The organism is Streptomyces sp. NPDC085932 (assembly GCF_044540525.1).
Taxonomy (GTDB): Bacteria; Actinomycetota; Actinomycetes; order Streptomycetales; family Streptomycetaceae; genus Streptomyces; species Streptomyces levis.
On record NZ_JBITSJ010000001.1, the window covers coordinates 1,433,526 to 1,458,508 of the forward strand.

Genomic DNA, 24,983 nt, shown 5'->3' on the forward strand with positions numbered 1-24,983 from the left:
CCTCCCGGAGGAGCCCAGACGTGAAACGACGCAGAACCGCCCTGCTGTCCCTGACGGCCCTGCTGGCGACCGTGCTCACCGCGCTGCCCTCCGCGCCGGCCGGGGCCGAGGAGATCGAGCAGGTCAGGAACGGCACCTTCGACACCACCACCGCGCCGTGGTGGACGACCAGCAACGTCACCGCCGGCCTGTCCGACGGCCGCCTCTGCGCCGACGTGCCCGGCGGTACCACCAACCGCTGGGACGCCGCCGTCGGCCAGAACGACATCACCCTCGTGAAGGGGGAGTCGTACCGCTTCTCCTTCCAGGCGACGGGCAGTCCCGCCGGGCACGTGGTGCGCGCGATCGTCGGCCTGTCCGTGGCGCCCTACGACACCTACCACGAGGTGACGCCGCAGCTCAGCGTCTCCGGCGACACCTACTCGTACACCTTCACCTCACCCGTGGACACCACCCAGGGCCAGGTCGGCTTCCAGCTCGGCGGCAGCGCGGACGCGTGGCGTTTCTGCATGGACGACGTGTCGCTGCTGGGCGGGGTCACGCCGGAGCCGTACGAGCCCGACACCGGGCCGCGGGTGCGCGTCAACCAGGTCGCCTACCTGCCCGCCGGACCGAAGAACGCCACGCTCGTCACCGACGCCACGACGAAGCTGCCCTGGGAACTGAAGAACTCCGCGGGGACGGTCGTCGCCCGGGGCACGACCGTGCCGCGCGGGGTCGACACCTCCTCCGGGCAGAACGTGCACTCCTTCGACTTCGGCGCCTACCGCAAGAAGGGCTCCGGCTTCACGCTCGTCGCCGACGGCGAGACCAGCCGCCCCTTCGACATCGGCGCGAGCGCCTACGAGCGGCTGCGGCTGGACTCGGCGAAGTACTACTACACGCAGCGCAGCGGCATCGCGATACGCGAGGACCTGCGCCCCGGCTACGGCCGCCCGGCCGGTCACGTCGGCGTGGCACCCAACCAGGGCGACACGTCCGTGCCCTGCCAGCCCGGCGTCTGCGACTACACGCTCGACGTCAGCGGCGGCTGGTACGACGCCGGCGACCACGGCAAGTACGTCGTCAACGGCGGCATCTCCGTCTGGGAACTGCTGAGCACCCACGAACGCGCCCTGCACGCCCGCACCGGGGACCCCGGCAAGCTCGGCGACGGCAGCCTCGCCCTCCCCGAGAGCGGCAACAAGGTGCCCGACCTCCTCGACGAGGCCCGCTGGGAGCTGGAGTTCCTGCTGAAGATGCAGGTGCCGGACGGCAAGCCGCTGGCGGGCATGGCCCACCACAAGATCCACGACGAGCAGTGGACCGGGCTGCCGCTGATGCCCCACGACGACCCGCAGAAGCGTGAGCTGCACCCGCCGTCCACGGCCGCGACCCTGAATTTGGCCGCCACGGCCGCGCAGGCGGCCCGGCTGTACCGGCCCCACGACAAGGCGTTCGCCGGGAAGACGCTGGCGGCCGCGCGCAAGGCCTGGGCGGCGGCGCTCGCCCACCCCGACCGCCTCGCCTCCGAGAGCGACGGCATCGGCGGCGGCGCCTACGCCGACACCGACGTGTCCGACGACTTCTACTGGGCGGCGGCCGAGCTGTACCTCTCCACGGGGGAGCGGCAGTTCGAGGAGTACCTGCTGAAGTCACCGGTCCACACGGCCGACCTGTTCAAGCCCATCGGCTTCGACTGGGCCCGCACCGGCGCGGCCGGCCGTCTCGACCTCGCCACGGTGCCCAGCAGGCTGCCCGGCCGGGACAAGGTGCGCCAGTCCGTGATCAAGGGCGCCGACCGGTACCTGGCCACCCTGAAGGCACACCCGTACGGCATGCCGTACGCCCCGGAGGGGGACACGTACGACTGGGGCTCCAGCCACCAGATCCTCAACAACGCCGTCGTCCTCGCCACCGCGTACGACATCACCGGCGCCTCGAAGTACCGCGACGGCGCGCTGCAGAGCATGGACTACATCCTGGGCCGCAACGCGCTCAACATCTCCTACGTCACCGGCTACGGAGAGGTCAGCGCCCAGAACCAGCACAGCCGCTGGTACGCCCGGCAGCTCGACCCGAACCAGCCCAACCCGCCGCGGGGCACCCTCGCGGGCGGGCCGAACTCGAGCATCCAGGACCCCTACGCCCAGAGCAAGCTGCAGGGCTGCGTCGGCCAGTTCTGCTACATCGACGACATCCAGTCCTGGTCGACCAACGAGCACACGATCAACTGGAACGCCGCCCTGACCCGCATGGCCTCCTTCGTGGCCGACCAGGGCTAGTCCCCGGCACACCACCGCCGATACCGGAGGCGTCCGCACGACAGGACGCCTCCGGTACCCGCGCGTAGCCTGGTGCCATGCACGCGGTGCGGGTCGACGGCATCGAGGTCGCGTACGACCGGGTGGGCCAGGGCCCGCCCCTCGTGCTCGCGCACGGCGCGACGACCGACGCCCGCCTCTTCCGCGGCCAGCTGCGCGATCTGGCCGACGAGTTCACCGTCGTCGCCTGGGACGAACCGGGCGCCGGCCGGTCCTCCGACGTACCGCCCGGCTTCGCCCTGGCCGACTACGCCCGCTGTCTGGCGGCGGTCGTGGAGGACGTGGGCCTGGGCCCGGCCCACGTCCTCGGCCTGTCCTGGGGCGGGACCGTGGTGCTGGAGCTCTACCGGCGTCATCCCGGGCTCGTCCGTACCCTGCTCCTGGTCGACACCTACGCCGGCTGGAAGGGCTCCCTGCCCGCGGCGGAGGTGCGGGCCCGGGTCGAGGGGGCCGAGCGGATGCTCGCCGTCCCGCCGGCGGAGTTCGCACCCACCGTGCCCGGCCTGTTCGCCGGGACACCGCCTGCCGAAGCCGTACGCCTGCTCTCGGTGATGTCGGCCGACACCCGGCCGGGCAGCGTGCGTACCGAGCTCGCCGTCATGGCCGAGGCCGACCTCAGCGACCTGCTGCCCGGGATCACGGTGCCGACGCTGCTGCTGTGGGGCGAACTCGACCGCCGCTCCCCGGTGGACCTCGTCGCCCGCGCGTTCCTGGCGGCGATCCCGGAGGCCACGCTGGTCGTGCTCCCCGGCGTCGGGCACCTCAGCAACATCGAGGCACCCGAGGCGTTCAACCGGACCGTCCGGGAGTTCTGTCGCGCCCGCTCCTGACGACGAGATCCCCGGGCCGTTCGTGCGCGGTCAGCGTGTGCAGCCGCGCCGGGTCGAGCGGCTCGTGCACCTCGACGTACCCACCGTGCGGCAACCGCTTGATCACCCCCGTCGCCCGGCCGTGCGCCACCAGCTCCCGGTCGCGCGCCCGCAGCCCCAGGCAGACCCGCCGGGTCACCACGAAGACCACCGCCGGCACCGCGAACATCCCGATCCGCACCGCCCACGTCACCGTGTTGATCGACAGGTGGAAGCGGGTCGCCACGATGTCGTTGCCACCGCCCGCCAGCAGGACCAGGTAGAGAGCGATCCAGGCCGCCCCGACGGCCGTGCGCACCGGGCGGTCGCGCGGCCGGTCCAGGAGGTGGTGCTCGTGCCGGTCGCCGGTGAACCGGGCCTCCAGGAAGGGGTACACCCCGATGAACACCAGCAGCAGCGGGAACACCACGACGGGGATCAGCACGCCCAACACCAGCGTGTGGCCCCACAGCGTGATCTCCCAGCCGGGCATGATCCGCACCAGCCCCTCCGCGAAGCCCAGGTACCAGTCGGGCTGGGCGCCCGTGGACACCTGGTCGGCGCGATAGGGACCGTACGACCAGACCGGGTTGATCGTCGCGACCGCCGCCATCAGCGTGAGCACCCCGAACACGAGGAAGAAGAAACCGCCCGCCTTCGCCAGGTACACGGGCAGGAACGGCGCCCCCACCACGTTGCGTTCGGTGCGCCCGGGCCCCGCGAACTGGGTGTGCTTGTGATACACGACGAGCAGGACGTGGACGACGATCAGGGCGGCCATGATCCCGGGGACGAGCAGCACGTGCAGCGCGTAGAAGCGGGCGACGATGTCGTCGCCGGGGAACTCGCCCCCGAACAGGAACATCGCCAGGTACGTCCCCACGATCGGCACCGACAGCAGCGCCCCGTGCACGAACCTCAGGCCCGTGCCCGACAGCAGGTCGTCCGGCAGCGAGTAGCCGAACAGCCCCTCGAACAGGCCCAGGAGCAGCAGCAGCCAGCCGAACAGCCAGTTCACCTCTCGGGGTTTGCGGAACGAGCCCGTGAAGAAGTGCCGCATCATGTGCGTCAGCATCCCGGCGACGAAGACCAGCGCCGCCCAGTGGTGCAGCTGCCGGATCAGCAGCCCGCCGCGCACGTCGAAGCTGATGTCCAGGGTGGAGGCGTACGCCTCCGACATGCGCACCCCGTTGAGCGGCGTGTGACTCCCGTCGTAGACCACCTCGTTCATCGACGGGTGGAAGAACAGCGTCAGATACACGCCGGTCAGCACCAGCACCACGAAGCTGTACAGGCAGATCTCGCCGAGCAGGAAGGACCAGTGGTCCGGGAACACCTTGCGCAGGTACTTCCGGCCGAGCGTGTGGATCCCGAGCCGGCCGTCGAACCAGTCGGCGACCCGCTCGCCCCGCCCCGCGCTCACGCCGCCTCCCGGGGCAGGTGGGCCAGCTTGTCCGGGTTGGCCACGACGTAGATGCCGCGCACCCGGTCGCCCTCCGGGGTGAGGTCCAGGACCAGGACGGCGAAGGGCGCGTCGCCGTCGAACAGGACCGCCGCGTCGTCGCCGTTGACGCGCCGGTAGCGCCACACGGGACGATCCGGGCCGCCCCGGCCGGAGGTGAGCAGCCGGGTCACCTTGTCCCGGCCGTGCACCGGCCGCAGGCCCGCCCGCCGGCGCTTGCCGCCGGCGTCCGTCCACGCGGTGACGTCCGGCGCGAGCACCTCCATCAGCTCGGCGATGTCCCCGCCCAGTGCCGCCCGCACGAACCGCTCCGTCGCCTCCCGCCGCACCCGCGGATGCGCCTGGTAGCGCGGCCGCCGCGCGTGCACGTGCTCCCGCGCCCGGTGCGCCAGCTGCCGCACGGCGGCGGGGGAGCGGTCGATGATCCCGGCGATCTCGGCGTGCGGATAGCCGAACACCTCGCCCAGGACGAACACCGCCCGCTCCAGCGGTGTCAGCGACTCCAGGACCACCAGCATCGCCAGTGACACCGCCTCGCCGCGCAGGGCCGGGCCGTCGGCGGTGCCGGCGTCCTCGTCGGCGACCAGCGGCTCGGGCAGCCACGGGCCGACGTACGTCTCCCGCCGGCGGCTGATCGCGGCCCGGCGGCGCAGCGCGTGGTTGACCGCCACCCGGACGAGATAGGCGCGGGGGTGGTCGACACCCGCCAGGGGGGCGCCGCCGCAGCGGGCCGTCCAGGACAGCCACGTCTCCTGCAGGACGTCCTCGGTGTCGGCGACACTGCCGAGCATGTTGTAGACGACACCGAACAGCAGCTCGCGATGGTCGACGAACACCCCGGTCGCCTCGTCGAGCGGGGCGTCGGTGCCGGGTGCGGAGATCTCGGTCATGCGTGGCCCTCCCGTATGCGCGCTCACCCCTGCGAGCCGGACAGGGCCCCGGAATGTGACATCGCACCGCCGGATGTGACCCACATCTCAGCCCCGAGATGGGCGAGACACCTGGGTGGTACCTCCCGCTACCGGGTGTGACCTGGGGCTATTTACGGGTCAGTACCCCGGGCGCTACCGTGAAGGCATGCCAGCTCTCAACGTCGAGTTCAGCGACCGCGAACTTGAGGACCTGCGGCAGATCGCCAAGGAGCGCGGTACGTCCATGAAGGCGCTGGTGCGGGAGGCGGCCGCCGCCGACATAGCCCGCCACCGGGCGCTGCAGGAGGGCGCCGAGGCCTTCCGGCGGTTCTTCGCGACCCACGCCGACGAATTCGCCGCCGCCTTCCCCGACGACGAACCGCCCGCCAAGGGCGAGGGCCGGGCCGCCTGACCGATGGCACCCGTCCTCCATATCGACGTGCCCTGGCTGCTCCAGCGCCACGAAGAGGTCCTGCCGGACCAGCCCACCATCAACGACTTCTCCGCGCTGGTCGCCGCCGTCGCCCGGCACCGCGTCGACCCGCCGCGCCTCGGGGTGGACTCCGACCCCGCCTGGCGGGCGGCCGCGCTGCTGCACACCCTCGCCGTGCTGCGGCCGCTGCCCTCGGCCAACGCCCGATTCGCCTGTGCGACGGCCGTGGCCTACATGTTCGTCAGCGGCGTCGGCATCGACCCGCCCTACGGTGCTCTCGTCGATCTGGCCCGGGACCTGATGTCCGGCACGACCGACGTCTACGGCGCGGCGGACCGGCTGCGCGCCTGGCAGATCTGAACAGAGTCGAAAACCGGTACGACCTGCGCAGAGGTGTTCCCCTTCTGACTTTCTGTCAATGGCAGGGATGTGGTCCGTGCGCCTTGTTGGCCGTGTGGGGATTGTGCAAGAGTGCACGCACGTGCGGGGGGAATGACCAAGAGTCGCACGGCATTTGTTGACCGGGTCCGATTCGCCGTCGGCGAATTCGCACCCCCCGCGCCGCGCCCAAAAAGGTACGCACCAACCGGGCTCCTTTTTCGGCGGCAGGACTTCTGTGTGCCACCTGCGCGTGGGAAGGAACCATCTCAGTGCCCACCCCCCACCCCCCTCGACCTCCGTATCCCCCGCCCGGCGGGGATCCGGGGGAATCCGACGAGAATCTCGCCACCCCGTTGAGAGGCAGCCCGGAGGGCGGGGTAGCCGCCCATTCCGTCGCGCTGCTGATGGCGCGGCACTGGCAGTCGGTGCACGACTACGCGGTCATCTGCCTCGCCTCCTCGGCCCAGGTCGCCGCGATGGTCACCGGGACCGCCTTTCACCGGACCCTCAACCGCCTCGCCTTCGGCGAGTCGGCCGTCGCGCTGCGCCCGGCCCTGCTGGTGACCGTGCGCGACACGATTCGGGAATGGTCCGGCGACGATCGAATATCGGCCGTTCTGCCCGCGTTGCAGAAGCCGGCCGGAGGGCGCGGGCTGCGCGCGGCCACGTCCCTCACGCCCGAAAACCGTGTTCTCACGGAGCGGGCATTCCAGGCGCTTCCCGCCGCCGCGCGCTGTGTGCTCTGGCACGTCGAGGTCGAGGCCGATGCCATAACCGTCCCGGCCGGTCTGCTGGGCATGGACACCGACCTCGCGTCGGCCGCCCTGGAACAGGCGCGTGACGCATTCCGTGAAGGCGTCGTACGGGCCCATCGCGAACTCGCGCCGACCCAGGACTGCCGGTTCTACAACCGCCTGCTCGACGTCCCGATCCGCCGGGGCGGAGCCCTCCTGCCGGACGTCCAGGAGCACTTGGACCAGTGCCGCTACTGCCGGGACGCGGCCGAGCAGCTGAGCCACTTCGAGGGGCCACTGGGTCCGCTGCTCGCCGAAGCGGTGCTGGGCTGGGGCGCCCGCCGCTACCTCGACTCCCGTCCGGGCCGGGCCCCGCACGGCACCCGGGGCGGTCGCGCCGGCCGGCGCGGCGGGCGGCGCGGCACGGGCGGCCACCGGCTGCTCGCCCGGATCCCGCTCCCGGCGCGCGGGGCCGACGGGACACGGATCCCGCAGGCGCTGCGGTCCTCCCGGGGACTGCTCTCGGGCGTCGGCGCGGTGTCGGCCGGTGTGCTGACGGCCGTGCTCATCCTCGGCACGACGTCCTACGACGGCGGGGAGGCCGACCCGGCCGGCTCCAACAGCGCCGGCAGAGGTGACAGCGCCACCTCCGCGACACCGCCCGGCACGGCCGGACTGCCCACGGCACCGGGGGTGACGCGGCTGCGCAACACCGGCGCCGGCCTCTGCCTCGACATCCGGGACCTGCCGAAGGAGGGCTCGGGGACGAAGCTGGCACCGTGCTCGACGGTGTGGACCCAGCAGTGGACGTACGAGAAGGACGGGTCGCTGCGCAGCGTCGCGGATCCCGGGCTGTGCCTGGATTCGCACAAGGACGCCGGCGTCGTGGTCCTCGGCACCTGCGCCGACGAGGATGCCGAGCGGGGCGACGACGTGCGCTACGACCTCACCGTGCGCGGCGAACTGCTGCCCCGCTGGGACGAGCAGCTCGCCCTCACCCCGGCCGACGACGACCCGGACGCCGACATCGTCGTCAAGGTCCGCGACCGGTCCGACGCCCAGCGCTGGCAGGCGGAGCCCGTGCCCACGGCCTCCGGTTCGCTGTCGATCGAGGAGCAGGAGAGCCCGGCGGCCCGCCAGGTGACCGGCCCGGCCGGCCGAACCGGCTGAACCGGGGCCCCTCGGGCCGGACGGGGCCGCGCGGAACTCGGGCCGCGCGGCCCCGTCGTCGTCACGCCGGGTCCTCGACGAGGTCGGCGGGCCCGACCGTGCCCGGTGTGGCGTGGCCCGACAGGGCGAGGGTCAGGTCGAGTTCGGCCAGCAGACAGCGGATGACGTGCTCGACGCCCGCCTGTCCGTCGAGGCCGAGGCCGTAGACGTACGGGCGGCCGAGCAGGACGGCGCGGGCCCCCAGGGCGAGGGCCTTGAAGACGTCGTCGCCGGTGCGCACACCGCTGTCGAAGAGGACGGTCAGCCGGTCGCCGACGGCTTCCACGACGCGCGGCAGCGCGTCCGCCGCCGCGACGGAGCCGGCCACCTGCCGCCCGCCGTGGTTGGAGACGACCACGCCGTCCATGCCGGCGTCGGCCGCGAGCCGGGCGTCGTCCGGGTGCAGCACGCCCTTGAGGACGATCGGCCCGTCCCAGTTGTCCCGCAGGAACGCCAGGTCCGGCCAGGTCTTGGCCGGGTCGGCGAACAGGCCGACGAAACGCATCACGGCCGCGTTCGGATCCTCGTGCACCGGCTTGGCCAGCCCCGCCTGGAAGGCAGGGTCGGAGAAGTAGTTGGCGGTGCCGACGCCGTGCAGGAACGGCAGGTAGGCCTGGTCGAGATCGCGGGGCCGCCAGGACAGCAGCGGTGTGTCCAGGGTGACGACGAGCACGCTGAACCCGGCCGCCTTCGCCCGGTCGAGGAAGCTGCGCGCCACCTCCGGGTCCTTCGGCCAGTACAGCTGGAACCACCGCTCGGCGTCGCCCATGGCCTCGGCGACCTGCTCCATGGGGGTACTGGACGCCGAGGACAGGATGTACGGCACGCCCTGTGCGGCGGCGGCCCGGGCCGCGGCGGACTCGGCGTCCGGGTGCATGATCGACAGCACGCCGACCGGGGCCAGCGCCAGCGGGGCCGGCAGGGCACGGCCCAGCACCTCGACCGACAGGTCCCGCTCGTGCACGTCCCGCAGCATGCGCGGCACGATCCGGCGCCGCTCCAGGGCGGCCCGGTTGGCCCGGGCGGTACTTCCGTCGCCCGCGCTGCCCGCCACGTAGCCGACCGGCCCGGGCCCGAGCCGCTGCTCGGTCAGCTCCTCAAGCCGGGTCAGATCGGTGGGCAGCCGCGGTACGGCACCCGTCATCCCGTTCAGATAGATCTCGTACTGGAAGTCCGCCCAGTGCTTGCCCACCGTACGTACCCGCCTCTCGTCGTCTTCTCGTCGAGACCGTGCCGTACGGGCGACGATACCGAGCGGTATGGACGGCCCCCGACCAGGGGCGGGGGAGATGCGGCGGGTGCAGGGCTCGTGGTCACTCCCCGTCGTCCGGGCGCCTGTCCTCCGGTCCGGCGTCCGGCCCCCGGGCCCGGACCCGCTGCACGTGTTCCAGGGAGTCGCGCAGCTCCGCCGGCCAGTCGTCCGTGTGGCGCCGGACCAGGCGCACGCACCAGGCCAGCGCGTCACTGCGGCTGCGCGCCACACCACCGGCGATCCAGGTGTCGAGGACCTGCCGCTCCGGCGCGTCCGGGACGTCCTCGGTCGGCCCGGCCGATGACGGTGATCTCCTCGCGGTCGACCGTGACCTCGGTCAGCTCCTCGAAGAAGCCGTCGGGCAGGCGGCCGGCGAACCAGCCGCGCAGGTGCTCTCGCTGCTCGTTCGTCATCGTGCAATGACGTTTACCCGGCGGGAGCATGAACGCAAGCGGTTGCAAAGTGGTCACCCGAGAGCGGAATCGGAATGTTTCAGGCCTATTAACGAACGCATCGAAATCGGCCATCTGGCCGCTTCGCACCACCGGAGACCGTGCGGTTACGGGCTTCACCCGCTTCGATTCCGTAACTTCACGCCACTGATTCAACACGCAAGGTTACTGAAACCCGTGGGGTCGATGTGTGTTTCCGCGGCGGACTCGGCAGAGTGGCGCTCGCCGACCCGGCACCGACCGAGCACGGGCCGGCACACCCTGTCATTCGAGCGGAAGGATGCACACAATGCGGACCACCGCGCGCTGGGCCACGACTGTCGGACTGACGGCCACCGCCGTCTGCGGACCCCTCACGGGGGCCGCGCTCGCCGACCCGGGTCAGGCCCCCGCCGCGCTCTACGCCCCGTCGGCCCTCGTCCTCACGGTGGGCCACGGCGAGAGCGCGATCTCCGCGACTCCGGAACGCGCGGTCACCCTGACCTGTGCCCCGCGGCCCTCGGGCACCCACCCGGCCGCCGCCGAGGCCTGCGCGGAGCTGCGCGGCGTCAGCGGCGACTTCGACGCCCTGACCGCCACCGAGGGCGTGATGTGCACCAAGCAGTACGACCCGGTGGTCGTCACCGTGGACGGCGTCTGGCAGGGCCAGCGCGTCTCCTACGAGCGCACCTTCTCCAACGACTGCATGAAGAACGCCTACGGCACGGGCGTCTTCTCCTTCTAGGAGCGGGCACCCCCATGGACCGGGATCGCGCCGTTCCCGTGAGGTACAGCGGACCGTGGCTGGGGAGCCGGGCCGCTGTCACGGGCAACCGCGATCTCGTACAAGGAGGCCGGCGGGCGGAGTGGGGCCGCCCGCCGGCCTCCGGGCCTTTCACGTCCCGGGGCTCAGGCCCGGTCGCGATGGCTCGTGTCGCACCAGGGATAGCGGCGGCTGCGCCGGCAGGTGCACAGCGCCACGCGGAAGCGGTCCGAGGAGACGACGGAGCCGTCCTCCAGCTCCACCTCCACCGGGCCCTCCATCAGCAGCGGGCCCTTGCGCTGCACGGAGACGCGGCGCGGTGCGCCGGACCGGTCAGACGGGGAATTCGGCACGGACCACCACCAGCTCTTCCTTGTCCTCGTCGGCGGACAGCAGCCCGCGCTCGCGCAGCCAGCGCTCCCGGCCGCGCAGCACCGGACCGAACGCGATCCGCTGCCGCCGGGTCACCGCGGCCTTCAGACCGGCGGCGCGCAGTTGTGCCACGGTCAGGTCCGGGCCGCTGAGCGCCGACTGCACCAGCAGCAGTACCCCGCCCGGCCGCAGCAGCGCGGGCGCCTCCCGGCAGATGCGGTCGACGACCATCCGCCCGTCGCCGCCCGCGTCCCACGCCCGGGCCGCACCGCGCGGCGCGCGGTGGCCGTGGGGAGCGGGCACGTACGGCGGATTGGCCAGAATGAGGTCGAACGTCTCTCCGCGCACGGGCCCGAAGAGGTTGCCGTGGCGGATCCGGACGCGCAGTCCCGCGAGCCGGGCGTTCAGCCGGGCCGCCAGCACGGCGCCCCAGGACACGTCCACGGCGGTGACCCGCAGGCCGCGGCGGGCGGCCTCCAGGGCCAGGGCGCCGGATCCGGTGCCCACGTCGAGTACCTCCGCGCCCGGCGGGAGCGGCTCGTCGGACAGGGCACCGGCCAGCAGCTCGGTGTCTTCCTGTGGGGCGTACACGCCCGGGAGTACCAGTGGATTCACGGGCGCCGAGTACCCCCTTGTTCAGGAGATATGGGTTGCCTCGCGGGCAAGCGGTTCACGCAGTGACGAACGTGACGCGCGCCAGTCCGCGAGCAGCCGGGCTCCGAAGCGTTCCTCGACGAACTCGGTGGCGTCGATGCCGAAGGCGACGTCCGCGGCGAGGTGCGGCTCATTCTCCAGCAGCCCGCCGATGACCTCGTGGCGCACCACCTGCTCGTGGACCGCGTCGGCCTCGACGTGCTCGTCGTAGAAGTGCTCGGCCGCGGGGCCGGCGCCGGTTCTGCGCATCGCCTCGGCGAGCCGCCGCGATCCCGGTGACGAGGTGATCTCGACGGTCGCGAAATGGCCGACCAGGGCGCCCCTGAGGGCCCGGTGCAGGCCGAACAGGGACATCATGTTCACGGTGACCAGGGCCTCGGCGGACGCCGCGTCGAGATAGCGGCCGTACGTGGTGTCCAGGCCCAGGTCCGTCATCAGGTCGGCGAACAGCCGGGCGTGCACGCGCTCGGTGCGGCCCCCGCCCCACTCGTCGAACTCCACCGCCGCCATCCCGGCCTTCGCCCGGCCCCACAGCCGCGGCAGCACCCAGGCGTGCGGGTCCGCCTCCTTGAGGTGGTACAGGGAGCGCTGCGCCGCGTACTCGCGCAGATGCCACAGCTCGCCCTCGTCGCGCAGGAAGTACGAGACGCCCGTACCCTCCACGGGCTCGACCAGCAGGGCCGCCAGCGCCTCGTCCACACTGTCGTGGACCCGGGCGTCGGTGCGCAGGGCGGACAGGAAGCGGTGCTCCATGGCCGCGCGCACCCGCAGCAGGTCGGGGTCCCACTCCCGCTCCGGGGGAACCCCCGCGAAACCCCGGTAGTGCAGTTCGTAGCAGAGGTAGAGGGCGAGCTGGAGGTCCTCGCCGTACACCGCGGCCCGGGCGACGTCCTCCATGCGGGGCAGTCGGCCCGCACCCCGCAGATACGCCGCGACGCCCCTGCTCAGCGGGCCGCGCGGCGTGGGCAGTCCTGGTTCTTCGTGCTCCATGCGAGCCGGGTACCCGGACCGGGCCCAAGGTCACCGCCGGAGCGGGAGATCCTGGTCATGGGCCCGGGCCCGATGCGGGCGGCTCAGTCCCCTTCGGCCTGCTCCTGCGCGCCGGTGTTGGGAGAGGTGGCGTCACCCGCCTCACCCCGGTGGCGCCGCTGCTCGGCGGAGTCCTGCGTCCGCGTCTCGGCGTCCTCGATCTCGCGCAGGACCTCTTCGAGGGCCGTCTCGTGCTGCTCGCCGGAGTGGTCGTGGTCGTGGGACACGGGTGTCTCCTTTCCTCGGAGGGGTGAATCGTCGGTGTGGTGGCGCATCGCCGGTGTCCGGGGCGGGTGTCGTCGGGACGCGCCGGGCAGGGCCGGCGCTCAGTGCGAGGAGGTCGCGATGCGCAGCGGCACGGGTTCGGCCGGGGCCGCCTCCGCGTTGCGCCGCGAGACCTCGGCCCACCAGGACGGTCCGTCCTCGATGTGCCGCAGCATCACACCCTCGCGGATCGCCCAGGGGCAGACGGTGAGGGACCGCAGGCCGGTCAGTTTCATCGCCGTGTGCCCGACGACCGCCCCGGCCAGGCTCTGCGCGGCCCGCGGCGCCGAGATGCCGGGCAGGCGCGCGCGGTCCGCCGCGGGCAGGGCGGCCAGCTGCTTGATCGCCTCCCGCAGGTCCTCGCGGCGCATCTCACGGTCCACGAACGGGCCGTGACGCCCGGGGGCGGCGCCGCACAGCCGGCCCAGCTGCTGGAAGGTGCGCGAGGTGGCGACCGCGGTACGCGGGCCCTCCCAGCGGATCCGTGCCGCGACGTCCCGCAGCTGGTGGCGGACCTTGCGGCGCAGGGCACGCAGCCGCTCCGGCGACGGCGGGTCCTCGTCCTCGAAGTACTCGTGGGTGAGCCGCCGCGCCCCCAGCGGCAGCGACGCCACGAAGTCCGGCAGACGGCCGCGCCCGAAGGCGACCTCCAGGGTGCCGCCGCCGATGTCGAGCAGGGCGAGCGGGCCCGAGCGCCAGCCCATCCAGCGGCGGGCCCCGAGGAACGTCAGCTCCGCCTCGACCTCCCCGGGCAGCGTGCACAGGTCCACGCCCGTGCGGCTCCGGACGGTGTGCAGCACCTCCTGCCGGTTCGGCGCGTTGCGCACCACGGCCGTGGCGAAGGCCAACGGTCCGGCCGCGCCCCACCGGGTGGCCGTCCTGCTCGCCTCCGCGACCGCGTGCACCAGCTGCTCCACGGCCTGCTCCGGGACGGGTCCCCCCGGTGGGACCTGCTCGGACAGCCGCAGGCGCCACTTGGCGGTGTGCACGGGCAGCGGTACCCCGTCCTCCGCGTCCGCGACGACCAGTCTGACCGTGTTCGATCCCACGTCCACCACGCTGATTCGCATGCGCGGTGGGTACCCATTTCCGGCCCGGACCAACGGATCGCGCCGAGGGATGGCCGAGGATGCGCCCTCGTGGTCGCGGACCGTGCGCCCCGTCATGCCATCTGCCGGCGTACCAGCTCGTGCAGCCGGCCGTTCGTGTCGGCGAGCAGACGGGCGGGCGGGCCCTGCTGGATGACCTTGCCGTTCTCCATCACCACGACCCGGTCGGCGTCCAGCACGGTCGACAGGCGGTGCGCGATGACGATCCGGGTGGCGTTGAACGCCTTGGTGCTCTCGATGACCGTGCGCTGCGTCTCGTTGTCGAGGGCGCTGGTCGCCTCGTCGAAGAACAGGATCCGCGGCCGGCGGATCAGCGCCTGGGCGATCATCAGCCGCTGGCGCTGGCCGCCGGAGACCGCCCCGCTGCCCGAGACGATGGTGTGCAGGCCCATCGGCATCCGCTTGATGTCCTCGGCGAGCCCGGCCATCTCGGCCGCCGCCATCGCCTCCTCCGGTGTGAACGGCTCGGTGCCGCAGATGACGTCCAGGATGGAGCCGGTGAACGGCTGCGCGTGCTGCAGCACCACCCCGCACTGCCGGCGCACCGCCGACTGGTCGAGGGCCGCGAGGTCCTGGCCGTCGTACAGCACGCTGCCCGCCACCGGGCGGTCGAAGCCGATCAGCAGGCGCAGCAGCGTCGACTTGCCGCAGCCGCTCGGTCCGACGATCGCGACGAACTCGCCCGGCCGCGCCTCGAACGACACGTCGTCCAGCACCAGCGGCCCGTCGTCCGCGTAACGGAAGGACACGCGCCGCGCCTCGATCGCCCCGGTCAGCGGGCCCGGCCGGGTGCTCGCCGCGCGCACCTCGGGCGTGGCGTCCAGCACCGGCCTGATCTCCTCGAACAGCGGCAGCGCCGCCACCGCCGAGACGAACGCGCCGGTCAGCTGGGTGACGGAGGTCAGCAGCATCGTCACCGAGGTGTTGAACGTGAGGAACGCCGCCGCCGACATCGAGCCCCGGGCCGGCCCCGCCAGCAGCATGAACATCAGCAGCGTGCACAGCGGCAGGTACACGGCGCCCAGCACCGCGGTGATGTTCTTGATGCGCCCGACCCGCTGCTGGAGTTCCCGGCTGCGTGCGAACTCCGACGCCCAGGCGGCGTAGGCGTAGTTCTCGGCGGCGGCCACCCGCAGCTTGGGCAGGCCGCGCAGGGTCTGGAACGCCTGGTTGTTGAGCTTGTTGGAGAGCACCACCAGCCGCCGCTGCCAGCGCACCTGCCACAGACCGAGTCCCAGGAACACCGCGGCGATGACGACGAGCATGCCGATCGCGGCCATGGCCATCGGCACGCTGAACCACAGCAGCAGCCCGAGGTTCATCGCCCCCACCGTCACCGACTGGGCGACCGTCGGCCCGACCCCGGCGAGCAGCCGGCGGATGGAGCTGATGCCCATGGCCGCGCTGGCCAGCTCGCCGGTGGAGCGTTCGGTGAAGAACTTCGTCGGCAGCCGGAGCAGCCGATCCCACACGGCCGGCTGGAGCGTGGCCTCGATACGGCCCTCCAGCCGCAGGATGGTCAGGTTCTGCAACAGCATGAAGGCCGCGGCGACCACGCTGCTGAGCATCACCGCCAGGCACACCTGCACGATCAGGTCCGTCTGCGCCTTCGGCACGAACTCGCCGAGCACCTTGCCCGTGGCGAGGGGCACCAGCGCCCCGATCGCCACCGTGACCAGGCCGCTGAGCAGCAGGGCGGTCAGATCGCCGCGCATGCCCCGCACACAGAACCGCAGCAGCCCGAGCGGACCGAGCCCGCGTTCCGGCAGTGGGCGGTAGAACATCACCGCGCGCGGCTCGAACTCGTCGGCGTTCGCCTTCTCGACCGGCGTCTCCCGCCCGGTGGAGGGGTGCACCGCCACGTACCCGCCGCGCCGCCACAGCAGCGCCACCGGCGCACCCGACAGGGCCCGCCGGCCCACCAGCGGCCCCACGTCGTCCCGCCACCAGCGGCCGTCCAGCCGCACGGCGCGGGTACGGACCCGGGAGGCCAGGGCGACCTGCTCGACCGGGTCGAGGCGGTCACCGCCGGTGCCCTTCTGCGTGGGTTCCGAGAGGCTGATCCCGGCCGCCTGCCCGACCAGCCGGCATGCCGCCCAGGTCGCGTCGGCGTCGGCCGCGGTGGTCCGCTTCGACGACCGCTTGCCGATGGAGGCGAGCAGGGTCTGATCGGCCCGGGCGCGGACCGCCTCACCGGCCTTGATGCCCTCGGCCGTGCGGTCCTCGTGGGTGCGTTCCAGCTGCTCGATCCAGCGGTCCAGCGTGGTCAGCAGCCGGTGCTGCTGGTCGACCATGGACTGCCACAGTGCCGGGTCCATCAGCAGGTCGGCCGCCGCCTCGGCGCCGTAGAGCGAGCCGTACTGGACGCTGCCGGGCGGCACCTGCATCCAGAACACGTCGTCGTCCTCCCCCACGCTCGCATACGCCCGCGCGGGGGGTCCTCCGGGCGCCGCAGCCCGTTCGCCCGCCATCGGCGCCTGGAACAGGACGGAGAGGCTGCGGCCGATGCCGAGGGCGAGCGCGTACTCCAGGGGGCTCGTCGTCGGCGGCACGTACTGCGGGGTGCCGTACTCGTCGTACGACCAGGTCGCGGTGTTCGCTGGCTGGTACAGCTCGCGCAGGCCGATGCGGTGCACCACGCAGTCCCGCAGCGGGCGGGCCACCAGGGTGTGCTGGGGTCCGGCCACCGGGCCGAGCACCAGCGAGCCCGCCTCCAGCCGGCCCAGGTGGTGCCAGTGGCCCTGCCGGCCGGCGTCGACCGCGAACAGGTCGACGGCGCCGGACGCGACCAGCCACAGCACCTGGGGGCCTTCCAGGTCCAGGCGGCTGAAGCCGGCGCAGTCGAGGCGCGAGCCCAGCTGCCCGAAGGCGCCCAGGACGAGGTCGCCGTCGTGTGCTTCGTGGACGGTCGTCATGTCACCGTTCCCTGACCAGTGCCGCGTAGGCGCCGCCGAGCGCCACCAGTTGCTCGTGCCGTCCGCGCTCCACGACCGTGCCGTGCTGCAGGACGACGATCTCGTCGCTGTCGCGCACGGTGCTCAGCCGGTGCGCGATCACCACGCACGCGCAGCCGCGCCGGCGCAGGTTGTCCATCACGACCAGTTCGGTCTCCGCGTCCAGGGCGCTGGTCACCTCGTCGAGCACCAGGATGCTGGGGCGGCGCACCAGGGCCCGCGCGATCTCCAGGCGCTGGCGCTGCCCGCCGGAGAAGTTGCGGCCGTCCTGCTCGACCCGGCTGTGGATGCCGCCGGGCCGGCGCGTGATCACGTCGTACAGGGCGGCGTCGCGCAGCGCGTCCTCCACCGCGTCGTCCGGGATCGACGGGTCCCACAGCGCCACGTTGTCGCGGACCGTGCCCTCGAAGAGGAACACGTCCTGGTCGACGAAGGAGACGGAGGCGGCCAGCGCCCCGCGCGGGATGTCCTCGATGCGCTGCCCGTCGATGCGGATCACGCCCTCCCACGGCGCGTACAGGCCGGAGATCAGCCGGGACACCGTGGACTTCCCGGAGCCCGAGCCGCCGACCAGCGCCACCTGCTGCCCGGGCCCGACGGTCAGGTCGAAGCCGGTCAGCAGCGGCTTGTCCAGCGGGCTGTAGCCGAAGGTGATGTTCTCCAGTTCGACGTGGCCCTGCAGCCGGCGCGTCGACTCACCGGCGCCGGGGCGGCCGTAGAGCGGGTCGGCCCGGAAGTTCTCCACGTCCTTCAGCCGGGCCACGTCGGCGGCGAAGTCCTGGATGCGGCCCGCGACGCCGTTCAGCCGGGTCAGCGGCGCGGTGAACCGGGTGACCAGGGCCTGGAAGGCGACCAGCAGACCGACCGAGATGTGCCCCTCGACCGCCCGCATGCCGCCGATCCACAGGATCAGCGCGCTGTTGAGCGTGGCGAGCGTCGGCGCGACCACGCCCAGCCAGGCGCTCGGCACACCGAGCCGCTGCTGCTCCTCCAGCGTGGTGGCGTGCTGTCCGGCCCACTTGCGGAAGTAGCCGTCCTCGCCGCCGGTCGCCTTCATCGTCTCGATGAGCTGAAGACCGGTGTAGGCGGTGTTGGTGAGCCGGGCCGTGTCGGCGCGCAGCTTCGCGGTGCGGGTGGCGCGCAGCCGTACGACGATCCGCATGGCCACGATGTTCAGCAGGGCCACCCCGATGCCGACGAACGTCAGCTGCGGGTCGTAGGTGTACAGCAGCACCGCGTACAGCACGACCACGATCGCGTCCACGCCCGCCGCCGCGAGGTCGCGGGAGAGGGTCTCGGCGACCGCGTCGTTGGACTGCAGGCGCTGTACCAGGTCGGCCGGGCTGCGCTGGGAGAAGAACGTCACCGGCAGCCGCAGCAGGTGGCGCAGGAACCGGGCGCTGGACAGGGTCGAGGAGATGATCCGGCCGTGCAGCAGATTGGCCTGCTGGAGCCAGGTCAGCACGACCGTGAGCAGCACGCACGCCCCCATCGACGCGAACAGCACGCCGAGCAACGAGGTCTGGCCGCCGATCAGGAACTCGTCGATGTAGGTGCGGCTGAGCGCGGGCACCGCGGCGCCCACCGCGACCAGCAGCAGGCTCGCCAGGACGGCGGCCGGCAGGGTGCCCGCGGTGCCGCGCAGCCGGGCGGGCATCGCGCCCAGGACGCCGGGCTTGCGGCCGCCCCGGGCGAAGTCCTCGCCGGGCTCCATGACCAGTACGACGCCGGTGAAGCTGCCGTCGAAGTCCTCCATGGGCACGAACCGGCGGCCCTTGCCGGGGTCGTTGATGTAGACGCCCCGGCGGCCGAAGCGGCGGCCCATGCCGTCGTAGACGACGTAGTGGTTGAACTCCCAGAACAGGATGGCCGGCGACCTCACCTCGGCGAGGGCGGCCAGGTCCATCTGCATGCCCTTGGCGGTCAGGCCGTAACTGCGGGCCGCCTTGAGCAGGTTGCTGGCGCGCGAGCCGTCGCGGGAGACGCCGCAGGCGATGCGCAGCTCCTCCAGCGGGACGTGCTTGCCGTAGTGGCCGAGCACCATCGCCAGGGAGGCGGCGCCGCACTCGACGGCCTCCATCTGCAGGACGGTGGGGGTGCGCACGGTCTTCGCTGCGGCCCCGGGCACCTTGCGCTTCGGCGGGGCGGCGCGGCGCCTGCCCCGGCTCTGCTGCGCGGGCGCGCTCACGGCAGCAGCCAGTCGACGGGACGCTGGTCGGCCAGCTTGATGGAGCCGGAGGCCGGCGTCATGGACGTCAGCCGGAACGGCGGCCCGTCCGCGGAGGACCACGCGTAACCGCTCTTCGTGGTGGAGGACCTGTCCAGCCGGACCGTCACGGCCACCGGCCTGCCCTTCTGCGTGAACTGCTCGCCCAGCTGACTGTCGCCGAGGAACGCGGCGATCTGCTGCGGCGACTGGGCCGAGCGGTCGACGGACTTCACATGGCCGCGCAGCACGCCGTACTCCTGCGTCGGCACCGACTGCACGGTCAGGTCGACGGCGGCGTCGTCGGGGATCGAGGCGGCGTTCTCGGCGGGTACGTAGACCGTGGCGTAGAGGGGGTCGCCGGTGCGGGCGACCTTCTCGACGGCGGCGACGTTCGCGCCGGTGCGGATGATCTGCCCGACGCTCGCGGCGAGCGCGGAGACCCGGCCGGCGTCGAGGGTGCGGACCACGGTCTCGCCCCGGGCGGTGCGGACCTTGAGCACGGGGGAGTTGGCCGGGAGCCGCTCGCCCTGCTCGGCCAGGACCGCGGTGACCTGGCCCGCGACGGGGCTCTGCAGGACGTAACTGCCCTGCCCGTGCGTGAGGATCGCGGGCGCGCTGACGGTGGAGGCCACCGAGCCGGTCACCGCCCACATCGAGGCGGCCGCCATGGCGACCACCGTCACGGAGAGCACGAGCCAGCCCTGCGGGCGGGCGAAACGCACCGGAAGGTCGAGCTCTTCCGGCGACTGCAGCTTGGCGAGGGCCTGTTGGCGGAACTGCAAGGAGCTTCCCTCACCCGTGGAAGAGGTTCATACGGACGTGGCGGAGACGGCCGGGCGCCCGGTCACGGTCGGGGCGCCCGGTCACGGCACCGGGTCACGGCACCCGAAGATCCCGGAACCGCCGGCTGCGGCTCCGGGAGTCGACGGCGTGAGGCCGGATCAGAGACCGGCGACCAGGTTGGTGACCGGGGCCGTGTTCAGGCCGGTGACACCCTCGACGGTGCCGACGGCGGTGTTCACCAGGCCGGAGACCGGAGCGATGCTGTCCACCGTGTCGGTGACGGTGCTCACGGCGTTCACGGACAGGCCGCCGGAGACGGCGTCGAGCTCGGCGTCGGCGATCTCGACGGTCTCGACCTGGGGGGTGGAGTTCATGATGGAACTTCCCTTCGTATGGATAACTCACAAGGGGGGAGCGGCCCCCTCTGGGGACAGATGACGGCCGCGACCGCGAGCGCCGGGCAGCCGTTTCCGAATGCCCTTCGCGGCTCCCGCGGTGCGATGGATCAAAGCACGCCGCCGGTGCGGGCTTCCAATCAACCACCCGTCCCACCTGGGAACTTGCGGCGCAGAAGCGCCTTTCCGTGCAGGCTTGCGCACGGCTCGGTGGCGACTTCTTCACATGCGCCACGGCATCGGCTCATTCCGGCTCTTGAATCGCCGGACGGTGAATCCGGCACTCCCGCCGTAAAGGCGTGACCGACGCGAAGGGCACGCGGACGACCCCGTTTTCGGTGACCGGGTTGAGCATTCGATGTGCAGATTCGCTGAAGGTGGGATTCAACTCGGCGCACACAACAGACCGTTTCCGACCGGATACGCACCGTGCCGAGATCGGGACTCGGTCTGGCCCTCGCGACTGACAGGCCGTCACCGGGCCGGGGAGCCGCTTGCAAACGGAATTGAACGCCCGGCGCGGCCCGTGCGTACCAACAGCCATCCAGGCGCCCCCAACGAGCTGCCGGACGGCGGCCCCCCACTCCGTCCCCCAGGAGGAGAGAAGTTTGAGTCACAAGCGAATTCCGAAGCGCAAGGCAGCGATAGCGGCGGGCAGCGTGGTGGCGCTCGGCGCGGCCGCGATCCTGCTGCCCAACGCCAACGCGTCGCAGGACGGTTCGGCCGACGGCGCGGCGGCCGCACCGAAGACCCTTAAGGCCGGCGACGCCTCGGACCTCGCCTCGCAGCTCGCCGGGCTCCTCGGTGACGCGTTCGGCGGCTCCTACTACGACGGTGACAACCAGCAGCTCGTCGTCAACGTCGTACCGGGCGACAACAACAACGTGATCGTGCAGGCCAAGGCGGCCGGGGCGAAGGTCCGCGAGGTCGACAACAGCTGGTCGGAGCTCCAGGACGGGGCGTCGGCGCTGAAGTCCGAGGCGACCATCGCGGGCACCTCGTGGTCGATCGACCCGCGCACCAACAAGCTGCTGGTGACGGCCGACAGCACCGTGACCGGCGCCAAGTGGGACAAGCTGGAGTCCACCGTGCGGAGCCTCGGCTCCGGCATGGCGACCCTCAAGAAGTCGGCGGGCACCTTCAAGCCGTTCGTCTCCGGCGGTGACGCCATCTTCGCGGGCGGCTCGCGCTGCTCCCTCGGCTTCAACGTCACCGCGGGCGACGGCTCCCCGGCGTTCCTGACGGCCGGTCACTGCACCCTCGGCGGCAACGAGTGGTCCGACGCGCAGGGCGGCCGGCCGATCGCCACGGTCGACCAGTCGACCTTCCCCGGGGCCGGTGACTTCGCACTCGTGAAGTACGACGACCCGGCGACCCAGGCGCCCAGCGAGGTCAACCTCGGCAACCAGACCGTCCAGATCACCGAGGCCGCTGAGGCGACCGTCGGCCAGGAGGTCTTCCGGATGGGCAGCACCACCGGGCTCGCCGACGGCCAGGTCCTCGGACTCGACGCCACGGTGAACTACCCGGAGGGCACGGTCACCGGCCTCATCCAGACCGACGTCTGTGCCGAGCCGGGCGACAGCGGCGGCTCGCTCTTCACCCAGGACGGGCTCGCGATCGGCCTGACCTCCGGCGGCAGCGGTGACTGCACCGTCGGCGGCGAGACCTTCTTCCAGCCGGTCACCACCGCGCTGGAGGCGGTCGGCGCGACCCTCGGCGGCGGCGCGGCGGACGGCGGAGCGGGCGCGGGCGGCGACGCCGGCGCCGGTGCCGGTGAGGAAGCCGGAGCCGGCGAGGAGGCCGGGGCCGGTCAGGACGCCGGTGCCGGTGAGGAAGCCGGAGCCGGTCAGGAGGCCGGTGCCGGCGAGGAAGCGGGCGCGGGTGAAGAGGCCGGTGCCGGTCAGGGTGCAGGCGCCGCGAACGGTCAGGACGCCGGCCAGGGCGTCGGGGACGACTCGGGTCTGACCGAGTCGCGCTGACCCCACCACGTCGGCAGCCGGTCCGACGCCGCCGCTCCGCTCCCGCCCCCCTTCCCGGCGGGACCGGAGCGGCCACCGGCACCCCACGCCACCGCTCGGCCACGCCCCCGGCCGACGGTGAACGGGGCCGGCCCTCCGGCGGGAGGACCGGCCCGCCGCGCTGCCCTAACCGAGTGCCCGGATCAGCAGCAGGGCGATGTCGTCCAGTCGTTCCTCGCCGTCCGTGTGGTGCCGTTCGTGGCGCACGAGGCTGTCGGCCAGCTGGTCCAGCGGCTGGTCCCCGGCGTCGGCCAGGCGGTGGCCCAGATCCGCGAGGGCCTCCTCGAAGTCCGTGCCCGGGGACTCGACCAGCCCGTCGGTGTAGAGGACGAGCAGGGAACCGGGAACGAGGGCGACCTCCGTCGTCGGGTACACCGCCCCGGCGTCGATGCCGAGCAGCGGACCCCCGGCCAGGTCGAGGACGCGCACCCGCCCGTCCGGCCGTCTCAGCAGGGGCGGGGGATGACCCGCCCGGGACATCACGGCCCGCCCGCGCGCCGGGTCGAGCCGCAGGTACAGGCAGCTCGCGAACAGGTCGGAGCCCAGCTCCAGCAGCAGCCGGTTGGTGCTGCGCATGACCTCCTCGGGCGCCTGGCCCACGGCCGTGTACGCCCGGACCGCCGTCCGCACCTGCCCCATCAGCCCGGCCGCCGTGACGTTGTGCCCCTGGACGTCCCCGATCACCGCCGCCGCCTTGCCCTGCGTGCGCACCAGGTCGTAGAAGTCGCCGCCGATGTCCATGCCCTGCGTGGCCGGCACATAGCGGCCGGCCGCCTCGATGCCCGGCAGCGACGGCAGCGAGTGCGGCAGCAGCGCCTCCTGGAGGCCGTGCGCGAGCCGGTGCTTGGCGTCGTACAGCAGGGCCCGTTCCAGCGCCTGGGCGATCAGCCCGGCCAGGCTGGTCATGATCGCCCGCTCCTCGGTCGGGAAGGGATGCGGCTCGGCGTAGGAGAGCACGCACGTCCCCACCGGCCGCCCCTGGGCGATCAGCGGCAGATAGGCCCAGGCCGCGAAGCCGTCGGGCGTGGCGAGCCGCGCCGGGTACAGGCGCTCCAGCTGCTCCTGCGACTCGAAGAACGCCGGCACGCCCGTGCGCAGCACCTGCGTGCCGGGCGTCGGCCGGGACAGCGGCAGACCGTCGAACCGTTCCACCACGTGCGCGTCCGGGTAGCCCCGGTGCCCGAGCACCCGCAGCCGGTTGGCCCGCGAACCGAGCACGACCAGGGCCTGGCTGCCCACGGCCGGTGCGATCTCGTCGGCGACCAGCTGCACCACGTCCTGCACCCCGACCGCCTCGGTCAGCGCCCCGGCCAGGTTCAGCACCTGGGAGATGGTGACCAGCCGGGACGGTGTGCCGTCGGGCGGCGGCACGGTCCGGTTCATCTCCGACACGGCCCGGGACCGGGTGATGCGCACGCTCAGGCCCGTCGTGCTCGGGTACAGCCGGAACGACAGCCACTCGCCGGGCGGGCGCAGCGCCACGAACGACGTGATGTGCTGGCTGAGCAGCGCGGCGCGGTACCGGTCCTCGTACACGGGGTCGTTGAGCCACGGCACCGACGCCCACAGCTGCGTGCCCAGCAGCCGGCTCACCGGCACGTTCAGCAGCTCGGACGCCGCCGCGTTGACGAAGCCGATCCGCCCGTGCAGGTCCAGCGACACCAACCCGTACGGCAGCCGGCTCACCATCCGGGCCGCCTCCACCGTGCCCAGCGTCCCGGCCACCCCGCCCCCCAGGGGAGCGGCGACCAGATCGGGCTCGGGGTGCGGCGGGATGCTGTGCTCGGCGGCCCGCTCCAGCCGGACCGCCAGCCGGCCGCAGGCCGCGGTGAGGTGCTCGCGCTCGTGGTCGGACAGCTCCGGCGGATGCGCGCCCGGCCAGGTCACGAAGACCGCGCCGTACACCGTGGAGTCGGTGGCGACCGGTACCGCGGCCAGGGCGAACGGATAGGGCAGCACCACGGCGATGCGCGGGTACTGGCGGGCCATCTCCTCCTCGCCGCCCACCCACACCAGCCGCCGCTCGCGCGCCGCGTCCGCCACCGGGATCGGCGCCGTCAACCCCACCCGCTCCCAGGGCGCCGCGAACGCCCGCGGCAGGCCGGCCATCACCGCCATCTCCAGCACGGGCTGGTCCGGCGCGAGCAGGTACACCGCGCCGGAGTGGGCGTGCACCTCGTCCATCATCGAGGCCAGTGCCAGGGACAGCAGCGGACGGCCGACCGGCGCCCTGGCGGCGGCCGGCGCCTGCGCCGACGACTGCCCGTCGGACACGCCGACCACCTCCTCGCACGGCCGCGCGACCGCACCCAGGACCAAATCTCCCCCCTCGCGGCCCGTCGCGCACGACGAACGGACGGCGACGGTGCTGGTTACCGTCGGTCACACATGGTGGGCCTCGCCGGGGCGCCGCGTGTACCCCGACCGCCCCGGCCCATGCCCCCGCATCGGAAGCGCGGCCGGGCG

Annotated in this window: 20 protein-coding genes and 1 pseudogene; 7 read left to right on the forward strand and 14 right to left on the reverse strand. The window is 72.8% G+C overall.

Annotation, left to right across the window (positions count from 1 at the left end; genetic code table 11):
- Positions 1-20: 20 nt before the first annotated feature.
- Both ACIGAQ_RS06010 and ACIGAQ_RS06015 read left to right on the forward strand, forming a co-directional pair.
- Positions 21-2,264, forward strand: a complete 2,244-nt coding sequence (locus ACIGAQ_RS06010; protein ID WP_399779455.1) for a glycoside hydrolase family 9 protein — start codon at positions 21-23, stop codon at positions 2,262-2,264.
- A 77-nt stretch (positions 2,265-2,341) separates the two neighbouring features.
- Positions 2,342-3,133, forward strand: coding sequence for an alpha/beta hydrolase (locus ACIGAQ_RS06015; RefSeq protein WP_311684724.1), 792 nt, complete (start codon positions 2,342-2,344; stop codon positions 3,131-3,133).
- On the opposite strand, the gene ACIGAQ_RS06020 is transcribed toward ACIGAQ_RS06015, so the two are convergent.
- Positions 3,093-4,574 (reverse strand): cytochrome bc complex cytochrome b subunit, encoded by a 1,482-nt coding sequence (locus ACIGAQ_RS06020; RefSeq protein WP_362282526.1) that lies wholly within the window; start codon positions 4,572-4,574, stop codon positions 3,093-3,095. The genes ACIGAQ_RS06015 and ACIGAQ_RS06020 overlap by 41 nt on opposite strands.
- Entirely contained in the window at positions 4,571-5,503 is a 933-nt protein-coding gene (locus ACIGAQ_RS06025) for a sigma-70 family RNA polymerase sigma factor (protein WP_399779458.1), read from the reverse strand. Before ACIGAQ_RS06025 ends, ACIGAQ_RS06020 begins: the two co-directional genes overlap by 4 nt.
- A 187-nt stretch (positions 5,504-5,690) precedes the next feature.
- On the opposite strand from ACIGAQ_RS06025, the gene ACIGAQ_RS06030 reads away from it, so the two are divergent.
- The 3 genes from ACIGAQ_RS06030 (at position 5,691) to ACIGAQ_RS06040 (ending at position 8,242) form a co-directional block, all read left to right on the forward strand.
- Complete coding sequence (locus ACIGAQ_RS06030) at positions 5,691-5,936, forward strand: hypothetical protein (protein WP_030845137.1); 246 nt, start codon at positions 5,691-5,693, stop codon at positions 5,934-5,936.
- Between the two features lie 3 nt (positions 5,937-5,939).
- The gene (locus tag ACIGAQ_RS06035) at positions 5,940-6,317 is read left to right on the forward strand and encodes a toxin Doc (protein ID WP_094056766.1); all 378 of its coding nucleotides are present in this window, start codon (positions 5,940-5,942) and stop codon (positions 6,315-6,317) included.
- 290 nt (positions 6,318-6,607) lie between these two features.
- Positions 6,608-8,242, forward strand: a complete 1,635-nt coding sequence (locus ACIGAQ_RS06040) for an RICIN domain-containing protein (RefSeq protein WP_399779461.1) — start codon at positions 6,608-6,610, stop codon at positions 8,240-8,242.
- Positions 8,243-8,303: 61 nt separating this feature from the next.
- Here the strand turns inward: ACIGAQ_RS06040 and ACIGAQ_RS06045 are convergent, their stop codons facing one another.
- Positions 8,304-9,473, reverse strand: a complete 1,170-nt coding sequence (locus ACIGAQ_RS06045) for a lactate 2-monooxygenase (protein WP_399779462.1) — start codon at positions 9,471-9,473, stop codon at positions 8,304-8,306.
- A gap of 121 nt (positions 9,474-9,594) precedes the next feature.
- Positions 9,595-9,946, reverse strand: a pseudogene (locus ACIGAQ_RS06050) (hypothetical protein).
- 328 nt (positions 9,947-10,274) lie between these two features.
- On the opposite strand from ACIGAQ_RS06050, the gene ACIGAQ_RS06055 reads away from it, so the two are divergent.
- A complete protein-coding gene (locus tag ACIGAQ_RS06055) occupies positions 10,275-10,709 on the forward strand; it encodes a protease inhibitor (protein WP_311684737.1) in 435 nt (144 codons plus the stop codon).
- Positions 10,710-10,873: 164 nt separating this feature from the next.
- Here ACIGAQ_RS06055 and ACIGAQ_RS06060 read toward each other — a convergent pair whose 3' ends face one another.
- The 9 genes from ACIGAQ_RS06060 to ACIGAQ_RS06100 form a co-directional block, all read right to left on the reverse strand.
- On the reverse strand, positions 10,874-11,080 hold the full coding sequence (locus ACIGAQ_RS06060; RefSeq protein ID WP_311684739.1) for a CDGSH iron-sulfur domain-containing protein: 207 nt from the start codon (positions 11,078-11,080) through the stop codon (positions 10,874-10,876).
- Positions 11,061-11,714 (reverse strand): HemK2/MTQ2 family protein methyltransferase, encoded by a 654-nt coding sequence (locus ACIGAQ_RS06065; RefSeq protein ID WP_399779465.1) that lies wholly within the window; start codon positions 11,712-11,714, stop codon positions 11,061-11,063. The genes ACIGAQ_RS06060 and ACIGAQ_RS06065 overlap by 20 nt, the downstream gene beginning before the upstream one ends.
- Before the next feature lie 21 nt (positions 11,715-11,735).
- Positions 11,736-12,743 (reverse strand): iron-containing redox enzyme family protein, encoded by a 1,008-nt coding sequence (locus ACIGAQ_RS06070; RefSeq protein WP_399779467.1) that lies wholly within the window; start codon positions 12,741-12,743, stop codon positions 11,736-11,738.
- An 83-nt stretch (positions 12,744-12,826) separates the two neighbouring features.
- Positions 12,827-13,009 carry a hypothetical protein gene (locus ACIGAQ_RS06075; RefSeq protein ID WP_311684745.1) on the reverse strand — a complete coding sequence of 61 codons (183 nt, stop codon included), beginning with the start codon at positions 13,007-13,009 and terminating at the stop codon, positions 12,827-12,829.
- A 99-nt stretch (positions 13,010-13,108) separates the two neighbouring features.
- Positions 13,109-14,116 (reverse strand): Ppx/GppA family phosphatase, encoded by a 1,008-nt coding sequence (locus ACIGAQ_RS06080; protein WP_311684747.1) that lies wholly within the window; start codon positions 14,114-14,116, stop codon positions 13,109-13,111.
- Positions 14,117-14,208: 92 nt separating this feature from the next.
- Positions 14,209-17,070, reverse strand: coding sequence for an NHLP bacteriocin export ABC transporter permease/ATPase subunit (locus ACIGAQ_RS06085; RefSeq protein WP_399779469.1), 2,862 nt, complete (start codon positions 17,068-17,070; stop codon positions 14,209-14,211).
- Between the two features lies 1 nt (position 17,071).
- The gene (locus ACIGAQ_RS06090; protein WP_399779471.1) at positions 17,072-19,297 is read right to left on the reverse strand and encodes an NHLP family bacteriocin export ABC transporter peptidase/permease/ATPase subunit; all 2,226 of its coding nucleotides are present in this window, start codon (positions 19,295-19,297) and stop codon (positions 17,072-17,074) included.
- Positions 19,294-20,100 carry an HlyD family efflux transporter periplasmic adaptor subunit gene (locus ACIGAQ_RS06095; protein WP_399779473.1) on the reverse strand — a complete coding sequence of 269 codons (807 nt, stop codon included), beginning with the start codon at positions 20,098-20,100 and terminating at the stop codon, positions 19,294-19,296. The genes ACIGAQ_RS06090 and ACIGAQ_RS06095 overlap by 4 nt, the downstream gene beginning before the upstream one ends.
- Positions 20,101-20,259: 159 nt before the next feature.
- The gene (locus ACIGAQ_RS06100; RefSeq protein ID WP_311684755.1) at positions 20,260-20,475 is read right to left on the reverse strand and encodes a type A2 lantipeptide; all 216 of its coding nucleotides are present in this window, start codon (positions 20,473-20,475) and stop codon (positions 20,260-20,262) included.
- Between the two features lie 629 nt (positions 20,476-21,104).
- Here ACIGAQ_RS06100 and ACIGAQ_RS06105 point away from each other — a divergent pair.
- Complete coding sequence (locus tag ACIGAQ_RS06105) at positions 21,105-22,478, forward strand: S1 family peptidase (RefSeq protein WP_399779476.1); 1,374 nt, start codon at positions 21,105-21,107, stop codon at positions 22,476-22,478.
- A gap of 165 nt (positions 22,479-22,643) precedes the next feature.
- Here ACIGAQ_RS06105 and ACIGAQ_RS06110 read toward each other — a convergent pair whose 3' ends face one another.
- Entirely contained in the window at positions 22,644-24,791 is a 2,148-nt protein-coding gene (locus tag ACIGAQ_RS06110; RefSeq protein ID WP_399779477.1) for a SpoIIE family protein phosphatase, read from the reverse strand.
- Positions 24,792-24,983 lie beyond the last annotated feature (192 nt).